The organism is Sandarakinorhabdus sp. (genome assembly GCF_987265915.1).
Genome location: NZ_OZ503948.1, coordinates 2,538,530 through 2,560,610, shown reverse-complemented (window position 1 = coordinate 2,560,610; position 22,081 = coordinate 2,538,530). Strand labels below are relative to the sequence as shown.

The following is a 22,081-nucleotide window of genomic DNA, read 5'->3' as shown; positions in this document are numbered from 1 at the left end:
GCTAGGCGCATGCGATGGTGCAGGGGGACCAGATGACCGCGATTGCCGCCCGTGCCAGCCAGAGCCTTCGGCCGGTTTACATCGTCACCATCCTGATGGGGAGTTTTCTGCTGTTCCTGGTGCAGCCGCTGTTCGGGCGGGTGGTGCTGCCTGTGCTGGGCGGATCGCCAAATGTGTGGAACACGGCGATGCTGTTTTATCAGGCGGCACTGCTGGGTGGCTATATCTACGCCGATCGGCTGCAACGCTTGCCAGTGCGCCAGCAATTGATGGTGCATCTGGGGCTGTTCGCGCTGGCCGCGCTGACCCTGCCGGTGGGGATGGCACATTGGTTTCCGGCGGCGGATGGTGTCGATCCGCAATTGTGGCTGATCGGGCTGTTGTGCGTGTCGATCGGGCCGTTGTTTTTCGTTGTGTCAGCCCAAGCTCCGCTGCTGCAGGCGTGGTTTGCGCGCACCGATGATGCGGCCGCGGCCAATCCCTATTTCCTCTATGCGGCGTCCAACCTCGGCAGCTTTGCCGCGTTGATCGCCTATCCCTTGCTGGTGGAGCCACTGGCTGGCCTGTCGGCGCAGCGCTGGGCGTGGTCGGCCGGGTTCGTCTTGCTGGCGGGGTTGACGGCGCTCAGTGGCTATATGTCACAGGGCGCCGCCAGCGCGCAGCAAGCCGCGGCGCGCGCACCGGCCCCGGTGATCCCGTTGACGCGCCGCTTGCACTGGGCGCTGCTGGCGGCGGTGGCGTCGGCGCTGCTGCTGTCCACCACCACGCATCTGACCACCGACATCATGGCGATGCCGTTGCTGTGGGTGGTGCCGCTGGCGCTGTATCTGCTCAGTTTTGTGGCGGTGTTTTCGGCGGCCGGGCCGCGGCTGACGCGGGCGGCGCAAGGCCTGTCGCCGCTGGCGCTGGTGCTGCTGGGCAGTTGGGCCTGTCTTTCGGGCGGCCCGGAAGTGGCGACCTTGTTTGCCCTGGCCGGGCTGCTGCTGCTGTTGCTGCTGTGTGTGGCGCTGCATGGCACGCTGGCGGAAGATCGGCCGGAACCGGCCGGACTGACGACCTTCTATCTGTGGATGTCGCTGGGCGGTGCGCTGGGCGGGGTGTTTTGCGCGCTGCTGGCGCCGATGCTCTTTCCCTGGCCCTGGGAACATCCGCTGTTGCTGCTGGCGGCGGCGGGGTTGCTGCCCGGCCGGGCGTGGAGCAAGCTGGCGGCCAGCCCGGCCTGGCGGGCGTTGATGTTGCTCGCCGTGGCGGTTTTGTGCTGGGCGGCGGCGACGCGGTTCAGTTTCGTCGGGCTGGATCGCAGCAACGCCTGGCCGGTGCGCAGCATCGTGGCGGTGGTGATGGCCGCCGCATTTGCCCTGTTGCTGATCGGGCGGCGCCTGCCGTTCGTGGGGGCGCTGGCGGCGCTGATGCTGGCGATTGGTGGCGTGGTGCAGATCGAAACGGATCTGGCCGGCAAGCGCCAGCGCAGTTTTTTCGGCGTCTATACCGTCGATGCGCGGGCCAAGGCGGGCTATATCGCCTTGCTGCACGGCACCACGATGCACGGCGCGCAATCGCTGCGCCCTGAACTCGTCACCGAACCGATGACCTATTATCTGCGCGAAGCCGGCATCGGCCGCGCCCTGGCCAAGATGGGCGCCGATGCCCGCATCGGCGTGGTTGGGCTCGGCACCGGCACGCTGGCGTGCCATGCCAAGCCGGGCCAACGCTGGACCGCGTGGGAGATCGACCCGCTGGTGGTCGAGATCGCAAGGCAGCGCTTCTCCTATATCGCGCGCTGCAAGCCCGACATGAAGATCGTGGTGGGCGACGCGCGGCTGACCCTGGCCGATGCGCCGCCGGCCGAGCTTGATCTGCTGGCCATCGATGCCTTTTCATCGGACGCGATTCCGCTGCACCTGATGACCGCAGAGGCCTTTGCGCTCTATGGCCGAGCGCTGGCCAATGATGGCATCTTGATGGTGCATATCTCCAACCGCTTTCTGAATCTGGAACCGGTGCTGGCCGCCATTGCCGGCGACAACAAGGGTGATGGCGGCTGGCAGACGCGGGTGCTGCAACTGCCGCCACCGCGCGGCGACCGGCCGGGCTGGGTGACGGCGGGATCGACCTGGGTGGCCTTCACCCGCAATCGGGCGCGGATGGATGCGCTGGTCGCGGGCGGCGGTGATTGGCGGGCGTTGCAGACACGGCCGGGCATGAGCGTGTGGCGCGATGATTTCGCCAGTGTGCTGCCGGTGCTGCGCTGGCGCAAAGGTTAGCGCAGGGTTGCCGGGCTGGCGTAGCGCGTTTAGGACACAGGTTCATGGATCGCGCCCCCTCCCACCCCGCCTTGGCAGACGGCGTGCATCCGTTTCCGCACGAACATCTGCTCGGCATTGCCCAGTTGAAGCCGTGGGAAATTGCGTTTCTGATTGATGAATCCGAACAATGGGTGGAGATGAACCGCGCGCGCGCTGCCAAGCATGACGAGCGGCTGCGTGGCCTGACACAGATCAATGCCTTCTTTGAAAACAGCACGCGCACCCTGCTCAGCTTTGAAATCGCCGGCAAGCGGCTGGGCGCCGATGTCGTCAATCTCGGCGTGTCGGGATCGAGCCTGAAGAAAGGCGAGACGTTGCTCGATACCGCACTCACGTTGAACGCCATGCACCCGGACATGATCGTCATCCGCCATGGCTCGTCGGGCGCGGTGCAGCTGATTTCGGAAAAGGTCGATTGCCCGGTGTTGAACGCTGGCGATGGCCGGCATGAACATCCGACGCAGGCGCTGCTCGATGCGCTGACCATCCGCCGCCGCAAGGGCCGTATCGCCGGGCTGAAGGTGGCGATCTGCGGCGATATCCTGCACAGCCGGGTGGCGCGATCGAATTTCCAGCTGCTCGCCAGCCTGGGCGCCGAAGTGCGCGCCGTCGCCCCGCCGACGCTGCTGCCCGACGGGCTGGATGGCTATGCCGTGACAAGCTTCACCGACATGGATGCCGGCTTGCGCGATGCCGACGTGGTGATGATGCTGCGCCTGCAAACCGAACGGATGGAGGGCGCCTATGTGCCATCCCCGCGCGAATATTTCCGCTTTTTCGGCCTGACCGAAGCGCGACTGGCGCGGGCGGCGGGCGATGTGCTGGTGATGCACCCCGGCCCGATGAACCGCGGCGTGGAAATCGAAAGCGCCATTGCCGATGATATCGCGCGCAGCGCGGTGAGCGAGCAGGTGGAGATGGGCGTGGCGGTGCGCATGGCCTGCCTCGATGTGCTCACCCGCCGCCGGCGCGGCATAAAGGGCTGGGCATGACGCCGGCACCGCCCATCGCCATCATCAACGGCCGGATCATCTGCCCGGCCGGCGGGCATGATGGCATCGCTACCATCCTGCTGCAGGATCGCGTTGTCGCCGGCATCGGTCATGCGGAGCCGCCCAGCCACGCCCAGGTGATCGATGCGGGCGGGCTGGTGGTGGCGCCGGGCCTCATCGATGTGGGTGTGTTCCGCGCGGCACCGGCGGCCTGCCATGTTGGCGGCATCACCCGCGTCGTGCTGATGCCCGATCAATCGCCGCCGCTCGATGATCCGGCGCTGATCGCTTATGCGCAAGGGTCGGGCAAGCCCGATGTGTGGGTGCATCCGCTGGCGGCGGCCACGCGGGGATTGCAAGGGGCCGAACTGGCCGAAATCGGGCTGGCGCAGGAAGCCGGCGCGGTGGGTGTGGCGACCGGGCGGCGGGCGATCGCCGATGCTCGCGTCATGCACCGGCTGCTCGCCTATGCCCGTGCCTTTGGCCTGACCGTGGTGTCCCACGCCGAGGACGCCGCGCTGACCGCCGGCGCCGTGGCGACCAGCGGCGAATATGCGACGCGGCTGGGGCTGGCGGCGGCACCGGCCTTTGCCGAAGCGCTGGCGATTGCGCGCGATTGCCGACTGGCCGAAGCAACAGGCGCGGCGCTGCACATCCGCCAGGTGACGACCGCCGAAGGGCTGGCGGCCTTGCTGGCGGCGCGCAGCCGTGGTGTGGATGTGACCGCGGGCATCACGCCGGCGCATCTGCTGCTCAACGACATGGCGGTATCCGGCTTCCGCAGCTTTGCCCGCCTGTCCCCGCCGTTGCGCGATGAACGCGACCGGCTGGCGGTGATCGAAGGCGTGCGATCGGGCGCGATCGACATATTGGCGTCCGGCCACGATCCACAAAGCCAGGAAGACAAGCGCCAGCCCTTTGCCGATGCGCGGGCCGGGATGGCTGGTGCGCAAACGTTGCTGGCGCTGGGATTGGGCCTGGTGCGCGATGAGGTGATCGATTTGCCGCGTCTGATCGCCATGTTGAGCCTGAATCCGGCCCGGCGTTTTGGTCTGGTCGCCGGAACCTTGCAACTCGGCGCGCCAGCGGACATTGCAGTCTTTGACGAACACGCGCCGTGGCGTATCGATGGGCGGTCGTTCCACGGCGCCGGCAACACGCCATTTGACGGGTTGCCCACCGCCGGGCGGGTTCGCATGACAATCAAGGGCGGAGAATTGGTTTGGCAGTGTTGAAGGCGATTGGCGCATTGCTGGTGCTGGCCCTGGTGGCCGGTGACCCTGCGCTCGCCGCCCCCCGCAAGAAGAAAAAGAACCGGCGCGCCAGCCGTCCGGCGGCTGCTGCCCCGGCGCGGGCCGAACCGCCGCCGCCATCGGTGCGCCAGGGCGTGGAATTGTGGCGCGCCAGCAAATGGGACGAAGCGGTGACGATGTGGCTGCCCTTTGCCGAAAAGGGCGATGCCGATGCCATGTTCAACATGGGCCAAGCCTATAAACTAGGCCGCGGGGTCGTGCTGGACAAGGTGATTGCCCGCGATTGGTATCGCCGTGCCGCCGTGAAGGCGCATCTGCCGGCCCAGGCCAATCTGGGCATCTTGCTGTTCCAGGCCGCCGAGAAGGACGAAGCGGTGCGCTGGCTGAAATCGGCGGCAGATCGCGGCGAGATGCGGGCGCAATATGTGCTGGGCATCGTGCACTGGAATGGCGATGGCGCGGCCAAGTCCATGCCGCTGGCCTATGCCTATCTGGTGCGCGCCGCAGCCCAAGGCCTGCCCGAAGCCACCAAGGCCTTGAATGAACTCAGCCAGGTCATCCAGCCGCTCGATCGCGCCAATGGCTGGCAGATTGCCACCGCGCTGGCCAACAACAGCGGCGTGCCGCCACAATTCCAGTCGGCGATCCTGCCGCCGCTGCTGAACGCGCCGACGGCACCGCCGCCGCCAGTCGCCGTGGTTGCCAACGCGCCCAACGCCGCCTTGCCCACGCCGGAGCCCGGCACCAGCAGCAGCACCGCGGCGTTGAATGCCGCCGCGCTCAATGCCGCCAATGCGGGTTCGGCCGGCGAAACCCAAATGGGATCGGCGCCGCCCGAGGCCACCATGCCGCCCGCTGCGCTGTCATCGCCGGCCGCACTGTCATCGCCGCCGCCGGTGCGGATGGCCGAGCGTGCAACGCCCAAGCTTGCCGAGAAGCCCCCCGAAAAACCCCCTGAAAAACCACGCGCCAAGGCGCCGCCGCCGCCACCGCCGGAAACCGGCTGGCGCATCCAGCTCGGCAGCTATCCCAACCAGAAAAGCGCCATGACCGCCTGGACGAAACTGGCCGCGGCGCAGAAGCGCGACGTGAAGGGCCTGAAGCCCAAGGTCAGCAAGTTCGGCGGCATGTACCGCCTGCAAGTCGGGCCGTTCCCGACCCGTGACGACGCGATGGGCGGCTGCAAGAAGCTGGAAATCGGCAAGAACGGCTGCTTCGCGCTCGATATCGGGGATTGAGGGCAAGGGGCAACAGCCCCCATGCTCATCGCCGCTCAGGCGGCCATTCGCACCCGGTTGCGGCCGGCGCGCTTGGCGCGGTACATCGCCATATCGGCAGCTTGCACGGCATCGGGCAGCGTAGCGCAATGCTGTGCTGAAATGCCGATGCTGGCGGTGATCTGGATGGGGCCATAGTTGCGGTCAAAGATCATGACCTGCTCGATTCCGGCCCTGATGGCTTCGGCGCAGGCAGCGGCGGCCTGATCATCGGCGCCGGGCAGGAAGACGGCAAATTCTTCACCACCGATGCGCCCGACCAGATCGTCACTGCGCGCACAGCGCAGCAGGGTCTGGGCGACGCTGCGCAACACATGGTCACCCACGGCATGGCCATGGCTGTCGTTGATCGCCTTGAAATGATCAAGATCGATGATCAGGATGCGACCCTGTTGCTGCGCTTGCAGCCGTTCGGCCGCTTCCAGAAACGTGGCGCGGTTGGCCAGGCCGGTCAGATGATCGGTCTCCGCCAGCGCCTTCATCTGCGCATAGGCGCCCGACAGTTCGATGTTGAGCAGGGCAATACGGTCGGCCTGACGCGCCATCGACAAGGTTATGGGTCCTGAAAGCAACATCGGCATCAATGTGCCCAGCACCCAGTATTGCCAGGGAATTTCCAGTCCCGGCAGTCGCGACATCAGCGCCATCGTCACCAATGTGACGCTGACGGAAACGACGACTGCGCGGATGACCTTGCCCCAGATTCGCATGCTGCCGGTTGATACGCCCCTTTCAACGAATCTCCATACGCAATTTGAAACGCCGAGTCAGCTCATCGCGCGATCAAGCCGCCGCTTTCGCCCCCACACCCGGCCATTTCGCCCACATGGCTGCCCGGCGCATCGCCACTTCGGCCCGCGCCTTGGCCTTGACCGGGCCGAAGCCGCGCACATCCATCGGCAGCCGGGCGATGGCCAGCGCCAGGCCGATGTTGGCGGGGGAGAGTTCGGCGATCAGGCGCGCCACGTCGTCTTCATAGGCGGCGATGTCGGCGCGCTCCTCACGGCGTTCCAGGGTGTAGCCGAATGGATCGAGGGCTGTGCCGCGCAAGCCCTTGGCTTTGGCGAGAAGGCCGAAGGCGGTGAAGATCCAAGGCCCGAAGCTGATCTTCTTCGGCCGGCCGGTGGCGGGATCAGTGCGCGAAATCAGCGGCGGCGCCAGCAGGACGCGGGGGCGGCCGCCGCTGAACTGCGCATCATAGGCGGCGTGGAAACGGCCATCACTGTAAAGGCGGGCGACTTCATATTCGTCCTTGTAGGCCATCAGCTTGTAGAGACTGCGGGCCACGGCTTCGCCGAGCGCGTCACCGCCAGCGGTGCGGGCCTGTTCCACCAGCGCGCGGAATCGGGCCGCGTAGGCGACATCCTGATACGCCGTCAGATCGGCGGCGCGGCGGGCGATGATCTCGTCAAGGCTGGTAGCGGGCGGTTCCGCCTGTGGGCCGCGTGAAGCCTCCACCAGTGCCAGCACTTGATCCGGGCGGGTGGCGAGCAGGCGGCCCAGCGCGAAGGCGCGCTTGTTGAAGGGGATGGCGACACCGTTCAGGTCGATGGCCGCCTCGACGCTTTCCCGTTTCAGCGGGATCAGGCCCTTTTGCCAGGCATAGCCCATCAGCAATATGTTGCTGCCGATGGCGTCACCCAACAAGGCGGTGGCCACAGTGTCCGCCGCGACGAAATCGCAGGCGTTGGGGTTGCTGGCCTTGCGGATGGCGCGCTCCACGCTGGCGGTGCGGAAATCGAAATCGCGGTTGCGCACGAAATCCGATGTGGGCGCGATATCGGCATTGGCGACGACGGCGGTGCGATCGGGCACCATCAAGGTCTGGGTCGGCTTGTCGGCGGCGACGACGGCATCGCAGGCCAGCACCAGATCGGCATTGCCGGCCATGATGCGTGGGCTGAGCAGATCGCTGGGTGAAGCCGCGATGCGGACATGGCTATAGACGGCGCCGCCTTTCTGGGCGAGGCCAGCCATGTCGGCGGTGGTGCTGGCCAGGCCCTCGATATGGGCGGCGGTGCCCAGCAGCGCCGACACGGTGAGCACGCCGGTGCCGCCGATGCCGGTGACCATGATGTTGTATCCGGCGCCCGGCGCGGGCGGGTGCGGGTCTTCGATGCCATCCAGGCTGAATTCGGCACTGGATTTCTTCACCTCGGCACCGTCGATGGTGACGAAGCTGGGGCAGAAGCCTTTGACGCAGCTGTAATCCTTGTTGCAGCTCGATTGGTTGATGCGCCGCTTGCGCCCCATTTCGGTTTCCAGCGGCTCGACGGAGACGCAGTTGGATTGCACCGAACAATCGCCGCAGCCCTCGCAGACGGCGGGATTGATGAAGATGCGGCGATCGGGATCGACCATCAACTTGCGCTTGCGGCGGCGACGCTTTTCGGCGGCGCAGGTCTGATCGAAGATGATGACGGTGCAGCCAGGGGTGGCGGCGAATTCGTGCTGGATTTGTGGCAGGGCGCTGCGATCGAGCAGGCGCACGGCGGGCGGGATGCTGACGCCTTTATACCGATCAAGGTCTTCAGTGAGGATGACGACCTTCTTCGCATGTTCGGCCAGCATCTGCGCCGCGATCTGATCGACGCCCAGCTCGCCGTCATGTTTCTGGCCGCCAGTCATGGCGACGGCGTCGTTGTAAAGGATCTTGTAGGTGATGTTCACGCCCGCCGCGATCGACTGGCGGATGGCGAGCAGGCCGGAGTGGAAATAGGTGCCGTCGCCCAAATTCGCAAAGACATGATTTTCGCCGACGAACGGTGCCTCGCCCACCCAGGTGACGCCTTCGCCGCCCATCTGGGTGAAAGTTTCGGCGCGGTCCATCCACATCGCCATGATGTGGCAGCCGATGCCGGCGAGCGCGCGGCCGCCTTCGGGCGGCTTGGTGGATGTGTTGTGCGGGCAGCCGGAACAGAAATAGGGGCTGCGCTTGACCGGGGTTTCATAGGCGGCAGACTTGCCGGACTGGTCGCGGAAAAAGCCAAGCGCTTGCCTGATGCGCGGCGTGTCGTGGAAATGCTGAAGCCGCGCGGCGATGACATTGGCGATGACGCCGGGGGTCAGTTCATTGTCCGGGCTGAGCAGCCAGTCGCCGCGCTCGTCATGCTTGCCGACGACGCGCGGGCGCACGGAGGCGCGCCAATTGTAGAGCTGCCATTTCAGCTGATGCTCGATGAATTCGCGCTTTTCCTCGATGACGAGCACTTCTTCGAGGCCTTCGGCAAAGGCGCGGATGCCCGTCGGTTCCAGCGGCCAGGGCATGCCGACCTTGTAGACGCGCAGGCCGATGGCGGCGGCGACGGTTTCGGTGATGCCGAGTTCGGACAGCGCCTGCATCGTATCGGCATGGGCCTTGCCGGTGGTGACGATGCCGATGCGAGGGGAGGGTGAGTCCCACACCATGCGGTCGATGCCGTTGGCGCGGGCAAAGGCCAGCGCGGCAAAGCCCTTGTAGCGTTGCAGGCGCGTGTCTTCTTCCCGCCAGATGTCGCCGGGGCGGATATGCACGCCGCCGTCGGGGAATTCGAATTCGGGGATGATGATGCGGCGGTTCTCGCCGGCGAGATCGATGGTGGCGCTGGTTTCCACCGTGTCGGCGGTGGCCTTGAAGCCGACCCAGGTGCCGGCAAATCGGCTCATGGCGATCCCGAGCAGGCCATATTCGACAAATTCCTGCACGCTCGACGGGCTGAGGAACGGCACGAAGGCGGCCTGGAAATTATGGTCGCTCTGGTGCGGCAGGGTGGAGCTTTTGGCGCCATGATCGTCACCGACGATGGCCAGCACCCCGCCATGCGCCGACGTGCCGGCGGCATTGGCGTGTTTCAGCACATCCATGGCGCGATCGAGGCCCGGCCCCTTGCCATACCAGATGCCGAACACGCCATCGCGCAAAGCCTTGGGGTTCAGCGCGACATGCTGCGTGCCCCACACGGCGGTGGCGCCCAATTCTTCGTTCACGCCGGGAACGAAATGGATATCCTGATCTTTGAGGAATTGTTTTGCGCGCCACAATTCCTGATCATAGCCGCCCAGCGGTGACCCGCGATAACCGGAGATGAAACCGGCTGTGTTCAGCCCGGCGGCGGCATCGCGCCATTTCTGCACCAGCGGCAGGCGCACCAGCGCCTGCACGCCCGACATGAACACCCGGCCATCGCGGAAGCGATATTTGTCATCGAGCGAAACCGGCGGCAATCCTGCGACCATGGTCGCTCCCCATCATCTGATTATTGGGTCAATAATACTGACCTTTTTTGCCGAGTGCAAGCCATGTTGCTGACCATCGCCAGCTACAATATCCACAAGGACGTCGGCAGCGACGGGCGGCGGTCGCCGCAGCGCATCCTGGACGTGCTGGACGAGATCGGCGCCGATGTGGCCTTGCTGCAGGAGGCGGATACGCGCTTTGGCGTGCGCCGATCCGTGTTGCCGGGCGAACTGCTGGCGGCGCGTGGCTGGGTGGCGGCGCCGCTCGGCGATCATGCGGCGCTGGGCTGGCATGGCAATGCCGTGCTGGTGCGCGGGCCGGTGCAGATGACGCACCATGCGCCGATCCACTTGCCGGCGCTGGAGCCGCGCGGCGCGGTGCTGGCCGATGTGATGGTCACGCGAATGGCTGGGGGCCAGATGACGTTGCGGCTGGTGGGGGCGCATCTCGATCTCAGCGGCCTGTGGCGGGCGCGGCAGACGCGGGCCATGGTGGCCGCCATCGCCAGCGCACCGGGCAACCCGCCGGAACTGGTGATGGGCGATTTCAACGAATGGCGCGGCGGCGGCGCGGCGCTGGGCGAACTGGCGCGGCACTGGCGTGAGCTGCGCCTGCCAGCCAGCTTCCCGGCGCGGCTGCCGCTCGGCCGACTGGACCGGGCCTTTGCCAGCCATGCCCTGAATGTGGCGGATGCCGGCGTCCACGCCAGTGCGCTGGCGCGGGCGGCGTCGGATCATCTGCCGGTCTGGGTGCGGTTGGCGCCATGACGGCGTGGATGGCGCCTTATTGCACGGCCCATGCAGGGCAAAGCGGCGTGCGATTGCTGGGCGATGGCCCGGCGGCGCTGGCGGTGCGGATCGCGCTGGTGCGCACAGCGCGGATCAGCATCGACGTGCAATATTATATCTGGCGCGATGATGTGGCCGGAGGGCTGTTGCGGGATGAACTGGTGGCGGCGGCGGCGCGCGGCGTGCGGGTGCGGCTGTTGTTCGATGATTTCGGCACGCCGCATGCCGATCGCTTGCCGCTGGCGGGCGTGGAATTGCGGCTGTTCAATCCGGCGCGGCTGCGGCGCTGGCGCTGGATGAATCTGCTGTTCGATTTTCCGCGGCTCAACCGGCGCATGCACAACAAGGCGCTGGTGGTGGACGGCATTGCCGCGGTGATCGGCGGGCGCAACATCGGCGATGAGTATTTCGATGGAGGCAACCCGGCATTGGCGGCCGATCTGGATGTGCTGGCCATCGGCGCGATTGCGCAGGCCATGGGCAGCGATTTTCAGCGTTACTGGGATTTTGCCGCGCCGGTGCCGCCCATGAAGGCTGCGCCGCTGCCGCCGCTGCCGGCCGGGCCGCTGCGTAGCGAATATCTGGCCGCCGCCGCCTGCCCGGCGACGCTGGCGATGATCGATGCCGCGCCGGATTTCATCTGGGCGCCCGTGCAGATATTTTCTGATCCGCCGGAAAAGATCAGCGACCGCGTGGCGCAATCCAGCCTGCTGCTGCCGCAATTGCTGGCGGCGCTGGGGCCGGTGCGGCAACGCTTCCTGCTGGTGTCGGCCTACTTCATCCCGACGCCGGCCGTGGCGGCGCTGCTGGGCGGCCTGGCGGGGCAGGGGGTGCAGGTCGATGTGCTGACCAACAGCCTGGTCTCCAACAATGTCGGGCTGGTTCACGCCTGGTATGCGCCGTGGCGGCGGCGCTTGCTGGCGATGGGGGTGCGCCTGTGGGAAATGCGCGGGCGCGGCGGCGCGCGGGCGCGGCTGGGCCTGATCCCGCGCCGACGGCAGCGCGGTGCCGGCCGCGGCAGCTTCTTCAACAGCGGCGCGTCGGCGCTGCATGCCAAGACATTGCTGGTCGATGGCCGCTGGCTGTTTGTCGGATCGATGAATGTCGACGAGCGCTCGCTGCGCTTCAACACCGAACTGGGCTTTCTGATCGACTCGCCCGAACTGGCCAGCCGACTGGCGACCGCCTTGGACGCGGGCCTGCCGCGCTTTGCCTGGCGCGTGGAGCCCAGCGGTGATGCGCTGGCCTGGCGGGAAGAGGACCGCCTGCTCCAACCGGAACCCGGCACCAACGCCCTGCAACGCCTGGCCCTGCGCCTGCTCGGCTGGCTGCCTTTGGGGCAGTTCTTTTAAGGCGCGGGTGATAGGTTGCTTGGGCCTGCCCGGCCGATATGATGCGCCGAAACGCGGGGAGCAGAGCCATGTCGATCGATTTCGAGATTCCAGCCGAAGCCAAGGCCATTCGTGAACGGGTGCGGCAGTGGGTGAACGACGAATGCCGGCCGGCGGAAAAGGCGCTGCACGAGGGCGCCGATTACAAGACCGTGCTGAACGCGCTGCGCGCCAAGGCGCGCGCACAGGGCCTGTGGTTGCCGTTCATTCCCAAGGAACATGGCGGCATGGGGCTGGGGCCCTTGGCCAATGCGCTGGTGCAGATGGAACTGGGCCAAAGCCATCTCGGCGCGCTGTCGATGAACAGCCAGGGACCGGACGATGCGACGATGCTGACCCTGCTGGCGCATGGCACGGAGTATCAGAAGGAGAAATTCCTGAAACCCCTGCTGAATGGCGAAAAGCGCGTCTGTTATTCAATGACCGAGAAAGCCGCCGGCGCCGATGCCACCGGCATGCGCACCACCGCGGTGAAGGACGGCAATGAAAATTATGTGCTGAACGGCGAAAAATGGTTCTCGTCGGCCGCCAGCGCCGCCGATCTGGCGGTGGTGATGGCGCGCACCGATCCGGATGCCCCGCGCCACCGCCAGTTTTCGACCTTCATCGTCGAACTGCCCAACCCCGGTTACGTGATCAAACGCGATATCAAGACCATGGCGATCGAAGGGCCGCTGTCCCAGGTGATGGGCGGCGGCCACAGCGAGATCGAGATCAGGGATCTGGTCGTGCCGGCCGACAATCTGCTCGGCGGCGAAGGCAATGGCTTCAACATGGGGCAGCACCGGCTGGCCTATGGCCGGCTGCGCCACGGCATGCACAATGTCGCGATGGCTCAGCGCGCGCTCGATCTGGCGACGGCGCATGTCACCCAGCGTTCGACCTTCGGCAAGCCGCTACACGAGCGCCAGGGCGTGCAGTTCATGCTCGCCGAATGTGCCAGCGAACTCTACATGGCGCGGCTGATGCTGCTCCACATCGCCTACAAGGCGGAAAAGGGCATGGACCTGCGGCAGGAAAACAGCATCGCCAAGGTGTTCCTGGCGCACATGGTGCACAAGGTGGTGGATACCGCCATCCAGTTGCACGGCGCGCTCGGCTACAGCCAGGATACGCCGCTGGCGAGCTGGTACACGCACATAAGATCACAGCGGCTGGTCGATGGCCCGGACGAAGTGCACCGCTGGACGGTGGGGCGCAATGTCATCAAGGCGTATCAGGCGCATGGCACCACGGCGTCGGCGGCAGGGGGCGATCTGATCTAGGCGCCGGAGCCGCCGCGGGGGCGATTGATGCGATATTGTGCCACTTGCCGGCTTGCGGCCGATGCGGCAGGCGCGGCCCATGCCTGATATCTTCCTGTCTTACAGCCGCCAGGATGTTGGCGTGGCCAGCAAGATGGCGGCGGCGTTGAGCGCGGCCGGGCACGATGTGTGGTGGGATCAGGCGCTGCGTTCGGGCGAGGTCTATGACCAGGTGATCGAAGCCGCCCTGCGCAGCGCGCGGGTGGTGGTGGTGCTGTGGTCCAAAACGGCGGTGGTATCGGATTGGGTGCGTTCCGAAGCCACCGTGGCCATGCAGCGCGGCGCGTTGATGCCGGTCATCATCGAACCATGTCAGCGCCCCGTCAGTTTCGAACTGCGCCAGTCCGCCGATCTGACCGGGTGGAAAGGCAATGCGCAAGACCCGCGCTTGCTCGCCTTTGTTGCCGAAGTGTCGGAACGGCTGGGCGCGGCGCCTGCGGCGCTGGCGCCGGCCATTGCGCCAAAGCCCGGCCCCAACCGCCGCCTACTGATCGGCGGTGCGGCCGGCACGATGGCGCTGGCGGCGGGCGGGTTCGGGGCGTGGAAATCCATGGGCGGCGGCAACGTCGACGATGGCACCGCCAGTGTGGTGGTGCTGCCCTTTGCCAATCTGTCGGGCGATCCGGGGCAGGCGTTTTTCTCTGACGGCATTGCCGAGGAGCTCCGCAACGCCTTGTCGCAAATCAAGGGCCTGAAAGTCATCGGCCGGGTCAGTTCGGAAAAATTCCGTGATACCGATAACCTGTCGGCCGCCGCCGAAACGCTTGGCGTCGATCATGTGCTGACCGGCAGCGTTCGCAGGTCGCCGACCACCATCCGCATCGGCGCACAACTTGTCGATGGCCGCAGCGGCGTGGAAAGCTGGTCGGCCAGTTACGACCAGCCAATCGGCGATGCGCTCGCCATCCAGAGCAAGATCGCCACCAGCGTGGTGGCGGCCTTGAGTGCCCAGCTGGGTGCGGCGGCGGGGCAGATTTTGGTGGGCGGCACGCAGAACGTGCAGGCGCAGGAACTCGTGCTCAAGGCCCGCGCATTGTATTTCGACAATCCCAGTGTCGCAAACTACCAGCGCATATTGGCGATGCTCGATGAGGCCGTCATACTCGATCCAAAATTTTCCGTTGCCTGGGCCGGCATCGGCTTCATGAAAGGAAATCTTGCCTTTTTCTCAGATTCAGCCCCTGCGCGTGCGGAGCTGCAGCGGGACCAGGGGGTCGCCTGCCGTCGCGCCGTGGCGCTGGCACCAAACTCCGGCTTTGCGCGGGTGGCATTGGCTGTGCACTATGCGTCTGACCTGAACATGCGCGCCGCTGTCGCGCAAGCCGAAGCGGCGCAACGCTTGGAACCGGGCACGGCGTTGGTTCCGGACAATGCGAGTGGCATATTGATGAGCGTCGATCCCGATCGCGCGGTGGCGCTTGCGCAACAGGCGACGCGGCTCGATCCGCTTAACGCCATTTATTTCGATCGTCTGGCAAGGGCGCTGTATTTTGCACGCCGATATGCAGACGCGGCCGAGGCGGCCCGACAGACCTTGGCCTTGAGCCAGGGTCGGTTTGGCCAGAGCCCCGTCAGTTATGCAATGCTCGGCCTTGGTCAGAACAATGAAGTTCGCGCCAGCCTGCCCGGCGTGTCCGATCCAATTGACCGGCTGACGCTGACGGCCATTGTTGAACACCGCTTGGGCAACCGCGCCGCCTCCGATGCGGCTTTGGCGACTTTGCGCCCGAGCACCGCCGGGCAGATCAACGTCGCGTTGACGGCTGTTCATGCGCAGCGCGGTGAGACCGGCGCTGCCCTCGACACGCTCGAAGAAGCGCTGCGGCGCATGGAAGTCTCTGTGGTGAGTATGGTCGTCGATCCGCTGTTCGACCCAATCCGCAACGAACCGCGGTTCAAGGCGGTGCAGGATGCGGTGATTCCGCCCGATCTGTTCGTGCGGCCGAAGCGGTGGCCGGCATGAGCGACGCCAAACCGCCACGGGTGTTCCTGTCCTATTCGCGGCCCGACCGGGCATGGGTGGCAAGGCTGGTCGAGGCGCTGACCGCCGCTGGCATCAGCGTGTGGTGGGATAGCGCCATCGAAGGCGGCGCCAGCTTTTCCGCCGAGATCGAGCGGGAGCTCGACGCCGCCGATGTCGTGATCGTCGCCTGGTCGGCAAGCGCGGTCAAATCGACCTGGGTGCGCGATGAAGCCGGCGCCGGGCGCGATCGTGGGCGGCTGGTGCCAGTGCAGATCGATGCCACCATGCCGCCGCTGGGCTTCCGCCAGTTTCAGGCCATCGACTTGTCGGCCTGGAAAGGCCGCGCCGACGATCCGAAGTTCGCAAGCCTGGTGTCGGCGATCCAAAGGCTGGCCGGGGCCGAGGTCGTGGCACCGGTTGCCAAGGCGGTGCCTGCCACCAGCGGCCCCAACCGCCGCCTGCTGATCGGCGGCGCGGCTGGCGCGATGGCGCTGGCGGCGGGCGGGTTTGGCGCGTGGAAGTCGATGGGCGGCGGCAAGGCCGATGATGGCACCGCCAGTGTGGTCGTGCTGCCTTTCGCCAATCTGTCGGGCGATCCGGAACAGGCCTTCTTCTCGGACGGTATCGCCGAGGAACTGCGCAACGCGCTGTCGCAGATCAGGGGCCTGAAGGTCATCGGCCGGGTCAGTTCGGAGGCTTTCCGCGACACAGATGATCTACCGTCCGCCGCGGAAAAGCTCGGCGTCGATCACGTGTTGACCGGCAGCGTCCGCCGCTCGCCGACCACCATCCGCATCGCCGCCCAACTGGTGGATGGCCGCTCCGGCGTCGAAAGCTGGTCCGCCAGCTATGACCAGCCGGTGGGTGACGCGCTCGCCATCCAGAGCAAGATCGCCACCAGCGTGGTGGCGGCGCTGAGTGCGAAACTGGGCGCGGCGTTGGGGGCGATTACCGTGGGCGGCACGCGTGATGCGGAGGCACAGGCGTTGTTCCTGCGCGCACAGAGTCTGTTCTTTCAAGACCAAAGCCAAGCCGGGTTTCAGCAGATGCGCGCGATGGCGGAAGCGGCGATCGCGCGGGACCCAGGTTATTCCGACGCCTGGTCGGCCCTGACCATCGCGAAGGCAAATTTGGCGATATATGCCTCCAACCTCGCCGAAGGACAGCAGTTGTATGCGCAAGCCGTGATGGCCAGCCGCCGTGCCGTCGCGCTGGCGCCGCTGTCCGGCCTGGCCCTGTCGTTGCTGGCGGTAATTTCGTTGGACATGTTAACTGTTCGCTCCGCCCTTGATGATGGCAGGCGCGCCTTGGCACTGGCCCCATCCGACGCGCGTGTAATCAACAGCTATTGCAATATCGTTCAATGGTTGGATCCCGATCACGCTGTTTCTGCCAGCCGCAGGGCCGTGGCACTCGATCCGTTCAACGCTGCCTATCTGCAAGTGCTCAGCAGCGGTCTTTTGTGTGCGCGGCAGTATGAGGAAGCGAATCGCTATGCCCGGCAGGCGCTAACCCACAGCAACAACCAGCGAGGCGGCATTATGCTGTGTCTGGGGTTGTTGGCGCTGAACCGCCTCGACGAGGCACGCGCCTGCCTTGGACTGATATCGTTCGAAGCCCAGCGACTCAGTCTTGAAGCCACTATAGCGGACCGAGCCGGCGACCACGCTGCGGCGGAGGCCGCAATTTCCGCCTTGCGTCAACGCGGGGATCGCTCGGTCAACTATCTTCTGGCCTGCGTCCATGCCCAACGTCGAGACGTCGGGCCAGCACTGGAGAGCCTGGAAGCATCGCTGCAGCGCCGAGAACCGCAGATAGGGCAAATCGCCTCCGACTTCCGTTTGGACCCCCTCCGCCGCGAGCCGCGCTTCAAGGCGGTGCAGGATGCGGTCATCCCGCCCGATCTGTTCGTGCGGCCGAAGCGGTGGGTGGCTTGACGGCTGCCAAGCCTCAGCTCAGCCCCTCGATCCGGCCTTCGCTGTCCAGATGAATGCCGATCGCTGACGGCACCTTCGGCAATCCCGGCATGGTGGCGATGTCACCGGCCAGCGCGACGATGAAGCCGGCGCCGGCGGCGAGGCGCAGTTCGCGGATGGGGAGGTCGTGGCCGGAGACGGCGCCGCGGACTTTTTCATCCGCCGTGAAGCTGTAGGGGGTTTTGGCGAGGCAGACCGGCAGGCCCGCGAGGCCTTCGGCGCGCAAGAGCGCGAGTTGCTTTTGCGCGGCTGGCGACAGGGTGACGTGGCCGGCGCGGTGGATTTTGGTGGCGACGATGGTCAGCGCGTCGAGCACGTCGGTGCCGGTGGCGTAGAGCGGGGTGAACTGGCGTTGCGGGTCGATGTTGGCGTCGGCCAGGGCGGCGACGCTGCGGGCCAATTCTTCCGCACCGGCCGGGCCGTCGGCCCAGTGGCGGCAGAGGTGGGCAGCGACGCCCAGCGTGTCGCGGCAGTGGGCGAGCACCTGGGCCTGTTCGTCGGCATGGTCGTTGGTGAAGGCGTTGATGGCGACGGCGACGGGCAGGCCCAAGCTGCGCAGATTTTCGACATGGCGGGCCAATACTTCGAGGCCGCGGGCGAGCGCCGCCGGGTCTGGCGTGCCGAGATCGGCCAGCGCCAGGCCGCCATGATATTTCAGCGCACGCACCGTGGCGACGACCACGGCGGCGGCTGGCGCCAGCCCGGCGGAACGGCATTTGATGTGGCAGAATTTCTCCGCGCCCAGGTCCGCGCCGAAACCGGCTTCGGTGACGGCGAATTCGCCCAGGCCCAGCGCGGCACGGGTGGCGATAACGCTGTTGCAGCCATGCGCGATGTTGGCGAACGGCCCGCCGTGGATGAGGGCAGGGGAGCCATGGATGGACTGCACCAGATTGGGCTGCATCGCATCGATCAGCAGCGCCGCCATCGCCCCGGCCGCGCCGATGTCGCCGGCGGTGACCGGGTTGCCCGCGATGTCCTTGGCGACGCGGATGCGGGCGAGGCGGGTTTGCAGATCGGCCACATCCTCGGCGAGGCACAGGATGGCCATCACTTCCGACGCCACGGTGATGTCGAAGCCGGTTTCGCGTAAGGGGTGGTTGCCGCTGCCCATGCCCGACACGATCTGCCGCAATGCGCGGTCGTTCATGTCCAGCACGCGCTTCCAGCTGATGCTGCGCGGGTTGATGGGGCTGCCCGATGGCATGGTGAGGCCAAAATGCACGGCATTGTCGAGCATGGCGCTCAGCAGATTGTGTGCGGACGTGATGGCGTGGAAATCGCCGGTGAAGTGCAGGTTGATCTTCTCCATCGGCAGCACCTGCGCCTGGCCGCCGCCGGTGGCGCCGCCCTTGCGGCCGAACACCGGACCCAGTGAAGGCTCACGCAGCGCGATCACCGCGCGGCGGCCGATGCGGTTGAGCGCATCGGCCAGGCCGATGGTGGTGGTGGTCTTGCCTTCGCCGGCCGGCGTGGGGTTCACCGCGGTGACCAGGATCAGTTTGCCGGCCGATAGCCCACGCAGACGGGCGAGCGTAGCGGTCGCCAGCTTGGCAATGTGATGGCCGTGCGGTTCGATGTCGGCGCTGCCCAGGCCGATGCCGGCCGCGACGGCGGCGATGGGGCGCAATGTCGCTGCGCGCGCAATTTCAATGTCAGTCGCCATGATTCCCCGCCATAGGGCCGTTGTTGATCCCGCTGGATGCGCCTACACGGCTGCAACGCTGGCGGGAAGGAGCGAACGGACCTTCACATGTTCGATGATATTTCTGCCCTGTCGCTGGCGCGATTCCAGTTCGCGTTCACCGTGTCGTTTCATTTCATCTTCCCGGCCTTCTCGATCGGCCTGGCGAGCTATCTCGCCGTGCTCGAAGGCCTGTGGCTGAAAACCGGCCGCGATGTGTATCTGCAATTGTTCAAATATTGGCTGAAGATCTTCGCCATTGCCTTTGGCATGGGCGTGGTTTCGGGCATCGTCATGGCCTATCAGTTCGGCACCAACTGGGCGGCCTTTTCCGACAAGGCGGGGCCCGTCATTGGCCCGCTTATGGCTTATGAAGTGCTGTCGGCGTTCTTCCTCGAATCGGGCTTTCTTGGCGTCATGCTGTTCGGGCTCGACCGGGTCGGCAAGAAGCTGCATTTCATGGCGACCTGCCTGGTGGCGTTCGGCACCACCGTGTCGGCCTTCTGGATCATCGTCGTCAACAGCTGGATGCAGACGCCGCAAGGCTATGCCATTGCCGCCAATGGGCAATTTTACGCAACCAGCTGGCTGGAAGTGGTGTTCAACCCGTCCATGCCCTATCGCCTGGCGCACACGCTGCTGGGCGCGTACCTGACCACCGCGCTGGTGGTTGGCGCCGTGGGTGCGTTCCATCTGCTGAAGGATCGCAAGCTCGGCCGCACGGCCCAGCCGGCGACGAAGATCATGTTTGCCATGGCGATGGGCATGGTGGCCATCACGGCACCGTTGCAGGTGCTGGCCGGGCATGAACATGGCGTCAACACGCTGGCGCACCAGCCGGCCAAGATTGCCGCGCTGGAAGGCCATTATGAAAGCCATGATCGTCGCGCGCCGCTGATCCTGTTCGGCGTGCCCGACGATGCGGCGCAGCAGATGCATTACAAGGTGGAAATCCCGGCCGTCGGCAGCCTGATCCTGCAACATGATCTCGAAGCCTCCACCATGGGCTTGGACAAGGTGGCGCCGGAAAATCGTGCCAAGGTGGCGCTACCCTTCTATGCGTTTCGCGTGATGGTCGGGCTGGGCATGCTGATGCTGCTGCTGGGCGCTTGGGCGGCGTATAATGCCTGGCGCGGGCGCTTGTTCGATACGCCGTTGCAGCACCGGTTGGCGCTGGCCATGGGGCCGGCCGGCTTTGTCGCCGTGCTGGCCGGGTGGATCACAACCGAAACCGGGCGGCAGCCGTTCACCATCTTTGGCGTGCTGCGCACCGCGCAAAGTGCCTCGCCGCTGGATGCGCCGGCGGTGGCGGCATCGCTGATCGCTTTCATCCTCGTCTATTTCTTCGTGTTCGGGGTGGGCAGCTGGTTCATCCTGAAACTGATGGCAGGCGAACCAACGCCGGCCGAAGCGATGCCCGATCCCGAACAGGCCGCCGACGTGGGCAGCCTGCCGCCCGACGCACCGTTCGGTTTCCAATTGGCGGAATGATGGCGCCCGATCCCACCCTCACGCTGATCTGGGCCGGCATCATCGGGCTGGCAATCTTCGTCTATGTCATCACCGATGGCTTTGATCTGGGCATCGGCATCCTGTTTCCGGTGATGGCGCCGGGGCCGGAGCGTGAGACGGCGATCGCCACCATCAAGCCAGTGTGGGATGCCAATCAGACTTGGCTGGTACTGGGCGGCGGCGGCGTGTTTGCGGCGTTTCCGCTGGCTTATGCGATCTTGATGCCGGCGGTTTATGCACCGCTGATCATGATGCTGCTGGGGCTGATCTTTCGCGGGGTGGCGTTCAAGTTTCGATCGCGCACCACCCGCATCTGGCTGTGGGATTTCGCGTTTTTTGCCGGATCGACCCTGGCGGCCTTTTGCCAGGGCGTCATCCTGGGCGCGGTGTTGCAGGGCGTGAAGGTTGCCGGGCGCAGCTATGCCGGCGGCTGGTGGGATTGGCTCTCGCCGTTTTCCCTGCTCACCGGCGCATCGGTGGTGGCGGCCTATGCGCTGCTGGGTGCGTGCTGGTTGATCTGGCGCACTGAAGGCGCGGTGCAGGATCATGCCTATCGCATGGCGTGGCGCGGCGGCGCGGCCAGCATTGCGGCGGTCGGCGCCGTCAGCCTGGCCACGCCGTTCCTCAACCATGATTATTTCAGCCGCTGGTTCGAAGCCCCCGGCCTGTATTTTTCGGCGCCGGTGCCACTGCTGGTGGCGGTGACGGCGATTTTGTTCGTGCGCGCCCTGAAACGCCGCGCCGAAGTGGCGCCGTTCTTCCTGGCGCAGGCGTTGTTCCTGCTCACCTTCATCGGCCTCGGCATCTCGATCTTTCCGTGGGCAATTCCGGGACAGGTGACCATCTGGCAGGCCGCAACCATGGCCAATGCGCAAAGCTTCATGCTGGTTGGCGTCGGCATGCTGCTGCCGGTGATCCTGGGCTACACCGGCTATGCCTATTGGCTGTTCCGCGGCAAGGTCGGGGCCGAAGGCTATGGCTGATCCGAAAAGCACGCCGCGGCTTGCCGGCCGGTTGTTGTGGTTTGCCGCACTGTGGGCCGGCAGTGTTGCCGTGGTCGGTGCGGTGTCGCTGCTGCTGCGGACCTGGTTGTTGGGCTGACATGATCAGTTGACGGTTGTCCTGCATCGGACTGCCTTGGCCAGGTGGCGCTCTCGCGCAATTCAGTCTGCCTCGCCGCGTTCAGCGTGCAACTGGCTGGCAGCCCCCGCAGTGCGGGCCGATTTTGTTTGCGCGCGCGCCGCGCCGCGATCGGGCGCGAATATTGGCGGGCTTTGCTGCCTTGCGCTGCCCGGTCACACTGGTATACGCGTCCGCTTCCAGCCCCCGGTGCGGGCGTGGCGGAATTGGTAGACGCGCCGGATTTAGGTTCCGGTGTTGAAAGACGTGGGGGTTCGAGTCCCTTCGCCCGCACCATTT

At 65.9% G+C, this 22,081-nt stretch carries 15 protein-coding genes and 1 tRNA gene; 13 read left to right on the top strand and 3 right to left on the bottom strand.

The window, feature by feature from the left end; genetic code table 11:
* The first annotated feature begins 32 nt into the window (after positions 1–32).
* Genes AC6UUM_RS12425 through AC6UUM_RS12410 form a run of 4 tightly spaced genes read left to right on the top strand, consistent with a single transcriptional unit; the run spans position 33 to position 5,789 of the window.
* Complete coding sequence (locus AC6UUM_RS12425) at positions 33–2,264, top strand: fused MFS/spermidine synthase (protein WP_500802591.1); 2,232 nt, start codon at positions 33–35, stop codon at positions 2,262–2,264.
* A 44-nt stretch (positions 2,265–2,308) separates the two neighbouring features.
* Positions 2,309–3,298, top strand: a complete 990-nt coding sequence (locus tag AC6UUM_RS12420) for an aspartate carbamoyltransferase catalytic subunit (protein ID WP_500802590.1) — start codon at positions 2,309–2,311, stop codon at positions 3,296–3,298.
* Positions 3,295–4,533, top strand: coding sequence for a dihydroorotase (locus AC6UUM_RS12415; RefSeq protein ID WP_500802589.1), 1,239 nt, complete (start codon positions 3,295–3,297; stop codon positions 4,531–4,533). The genes AC6UUM_RS12420 and AC6UUM_RS12415 overlap by 4 nt, the downstream gene beginning before the upstream one ends.
* Positions 4,530–5,789 carry an SPOR domain-containing protein gene (locus tag AC6UUM_RS12410; protein ID WP_500802588.1) on the top strand — a complete coding sequence of 420 codons (1,260 nt, stop codon included), beginning with the start codon at positions 4,530–4,532 and terminating at the stop codon, positions 5,787–5,789. The genes AC6UUM_RS12415 and AC6UUM_RS12410 overlap by 4 nt, the downstream gene beginning before the upstream one ends.
* Before the next feature lie 35 nt (positions 5,790–5,824).
* Here AC6UUM_RS12410 and AC6UUM_RS12405 read toward each other — a convergent pair whose 3' ends face one another.
* Entirely contained in the window at positions 5,825–6,538 is a 714-nt protein-coding gene (locus tag AC6UUM_RS12405) for a GGDEF domain-containing protein (protein WP_500802587.1), read from the bottom strand.
* A gap of 73 nt (positions 6,539–6,611) precedes the next feature.
* Complete coding sequence (locus AC6UUM_RS12400; RefSeq protein ID WP_500802586.1) at positions 6,612–10,043, bottom strand: indolepyruvate ferredoxin oxidoreductase family protein; 3,432 nt, start codon at positions 10,041–10,043, stop codon at positions 6,612–6,614.
* Between the two features lie 63 nt (positions 10,044–10,106).
* Here AC6UUM_RS12400 and AC6UUM_RS12395 point away from each other — a divergent pair, with 63 nt between their 5' ends.
* The 5 genes from AC6UUM_RS12395 to AC6UUM_RS12375 all read left to right on the top strand — a co-directional run bounded on the left by AC6UUM_RS12395 (position 10,107) and on the right by AC6UUM_RS12375 (position 17,427).
* The gene (locus tag AC6UUM_RS12395) at positions 10,107–10,811 is read left to right on the top strand and encodes an endonuclease/exonuclease/phosphatase family protein (RefSeq protein WP_500802585.1); all 705 of its coding nucleotides are present in this window, start codon (positions 10,107–10,109) and stop codon (positions 10,809–10,811) included.
* Complete coding sequence (locus tag AC6UUM_RS12390; protein WP_500802584.1) at positions 10,808–12,184, top strand: phospholipase D-like domain-containing protein; 1,377 nt, start codon at positions 10,808–10,810, stop codon at positions 12,182–12,184. Before AC6UUM_RS12395 ends, AC6UUM_RS12390 begins: the two co-directional genes overlap by 4 nt.
* 68 nt (positions 12,185–12,252) lie before the next feature.
* On the top strand, positions 12,253–13,488 hold the full coding sequence (locus AC6UUM_RS12385) for an acyl-CoA dehydrogenase family protein (protein WP_500802583.1): 1,236 nt from the start codon (positions 12,253–12,255) through the stop codon (positions 13,486–13,488).
* A gap of 79 nt (positions 13,489–13,567) precedes the next feature.
* Positions 13,568–15,490 (top strand): TIR domain-containing protein, encoded by a 1,923-nt coding sequence (locus tag AC6UUM_RS12380; protein WP_500802582.1) that lies wholly within the window; start codon positions 13,568–13,570, stop codon positions 15,488–15,490.
* Positions 15,487–17,427 (top strand): TIR domain-containing protein, encoded by a 1,941-nt coding sequence (locus tag AC6UUM_RS12375; protein WP_500802581.1) that lies wholly within the window; start codon positions 15,487–15,489, stop codon positions 17,425–17,427. The genes AC6UUM_RS12380 and AC6UUM_RS12375 overlap by 4 nt, the downstream gene beginning before the upstream one ends.
* Positions 17,428–17,440: 13 nt before the next feature.
* Here the strand turns inward: AC6UUM_RS12375 and AC6UUM_RS12370 are convergent, their stop codons facing one another.
* On the bottom strand, positions 17,441–19,132 hold the full coding sequence (locus tag AC6UUM_RS12370) for a formate--tetrahydrofolate ligase (protein WP_500802580.1): 1,692 nt from the start codon (positions 19,130–19,132) through the stop codon (positions 17,441–17,443).
* Positions 19,133–19,219: 87 nt separating this feature from the next.
* Here AC6UUM_RS12370 and AC6UUM_RS12365 point away from each other — a divergent pair, with 87 nt between their 5' ends.
* The 4 genes from AC6UUM_RS12365 to AC6UUM_RS12350 all read left to right on the top strand — a co-directional run bounded on the left by AC6UUM_RS12365 (position 19,220) and on the right by AC6UUM_RS12350 (position 22,078).
* Positions 19,220–20,641 carry a cytochrome ubiquinol oxidase subunit I gene (locus AC6UUM_RS12365; protein ID WP_500802579.1) on the top strand — a complete coding sequence of 474 codons (1,422 nt, stop codon included), beginning with the start codon at positions 19,220–19,222 and terminating at the stop codon, positions 20,639–20,641.
* Complete coding sequence (gene cydB / locus AC6UUM_RS12360; RefSeq protein WP_500804966.1) at positions 20,641–21,645, top strand: cytochrome d ubiquinol oxidase subunit II; 1,005 nt, start codon at positions 20,641–20,643, stop codon at positions 21,643–21,645. The genes AC6UUM_RS12365 and cydB overlap by 1 nt, the downstream gene beginning before the upstream one ends.
* The gene (locus AC6UUM_RS12355) at positions 21,638–21,763 is read left to right on the top strand and encodes a DUF2474 domain-containing protein (protein WP_500802578.1); all 126 of its coding nucleotides are present in this window, start codon (positions 21,638–21,640) and stop codon (positions 21,761–21,763) included. Before cydB ends, AC6UUM_RS12355 begins: the two co-directional genes overlap by 8 nt.
* Positions 21,764–21,993: 230 nt before the next feature.
* A tRNA-Leu gene (locus AC6UUM_RS12350) sits at positions 21,994–22,078 on the top strand.
* Positions 22,079–22,081 lie beyond the last annotated feature (3 nt).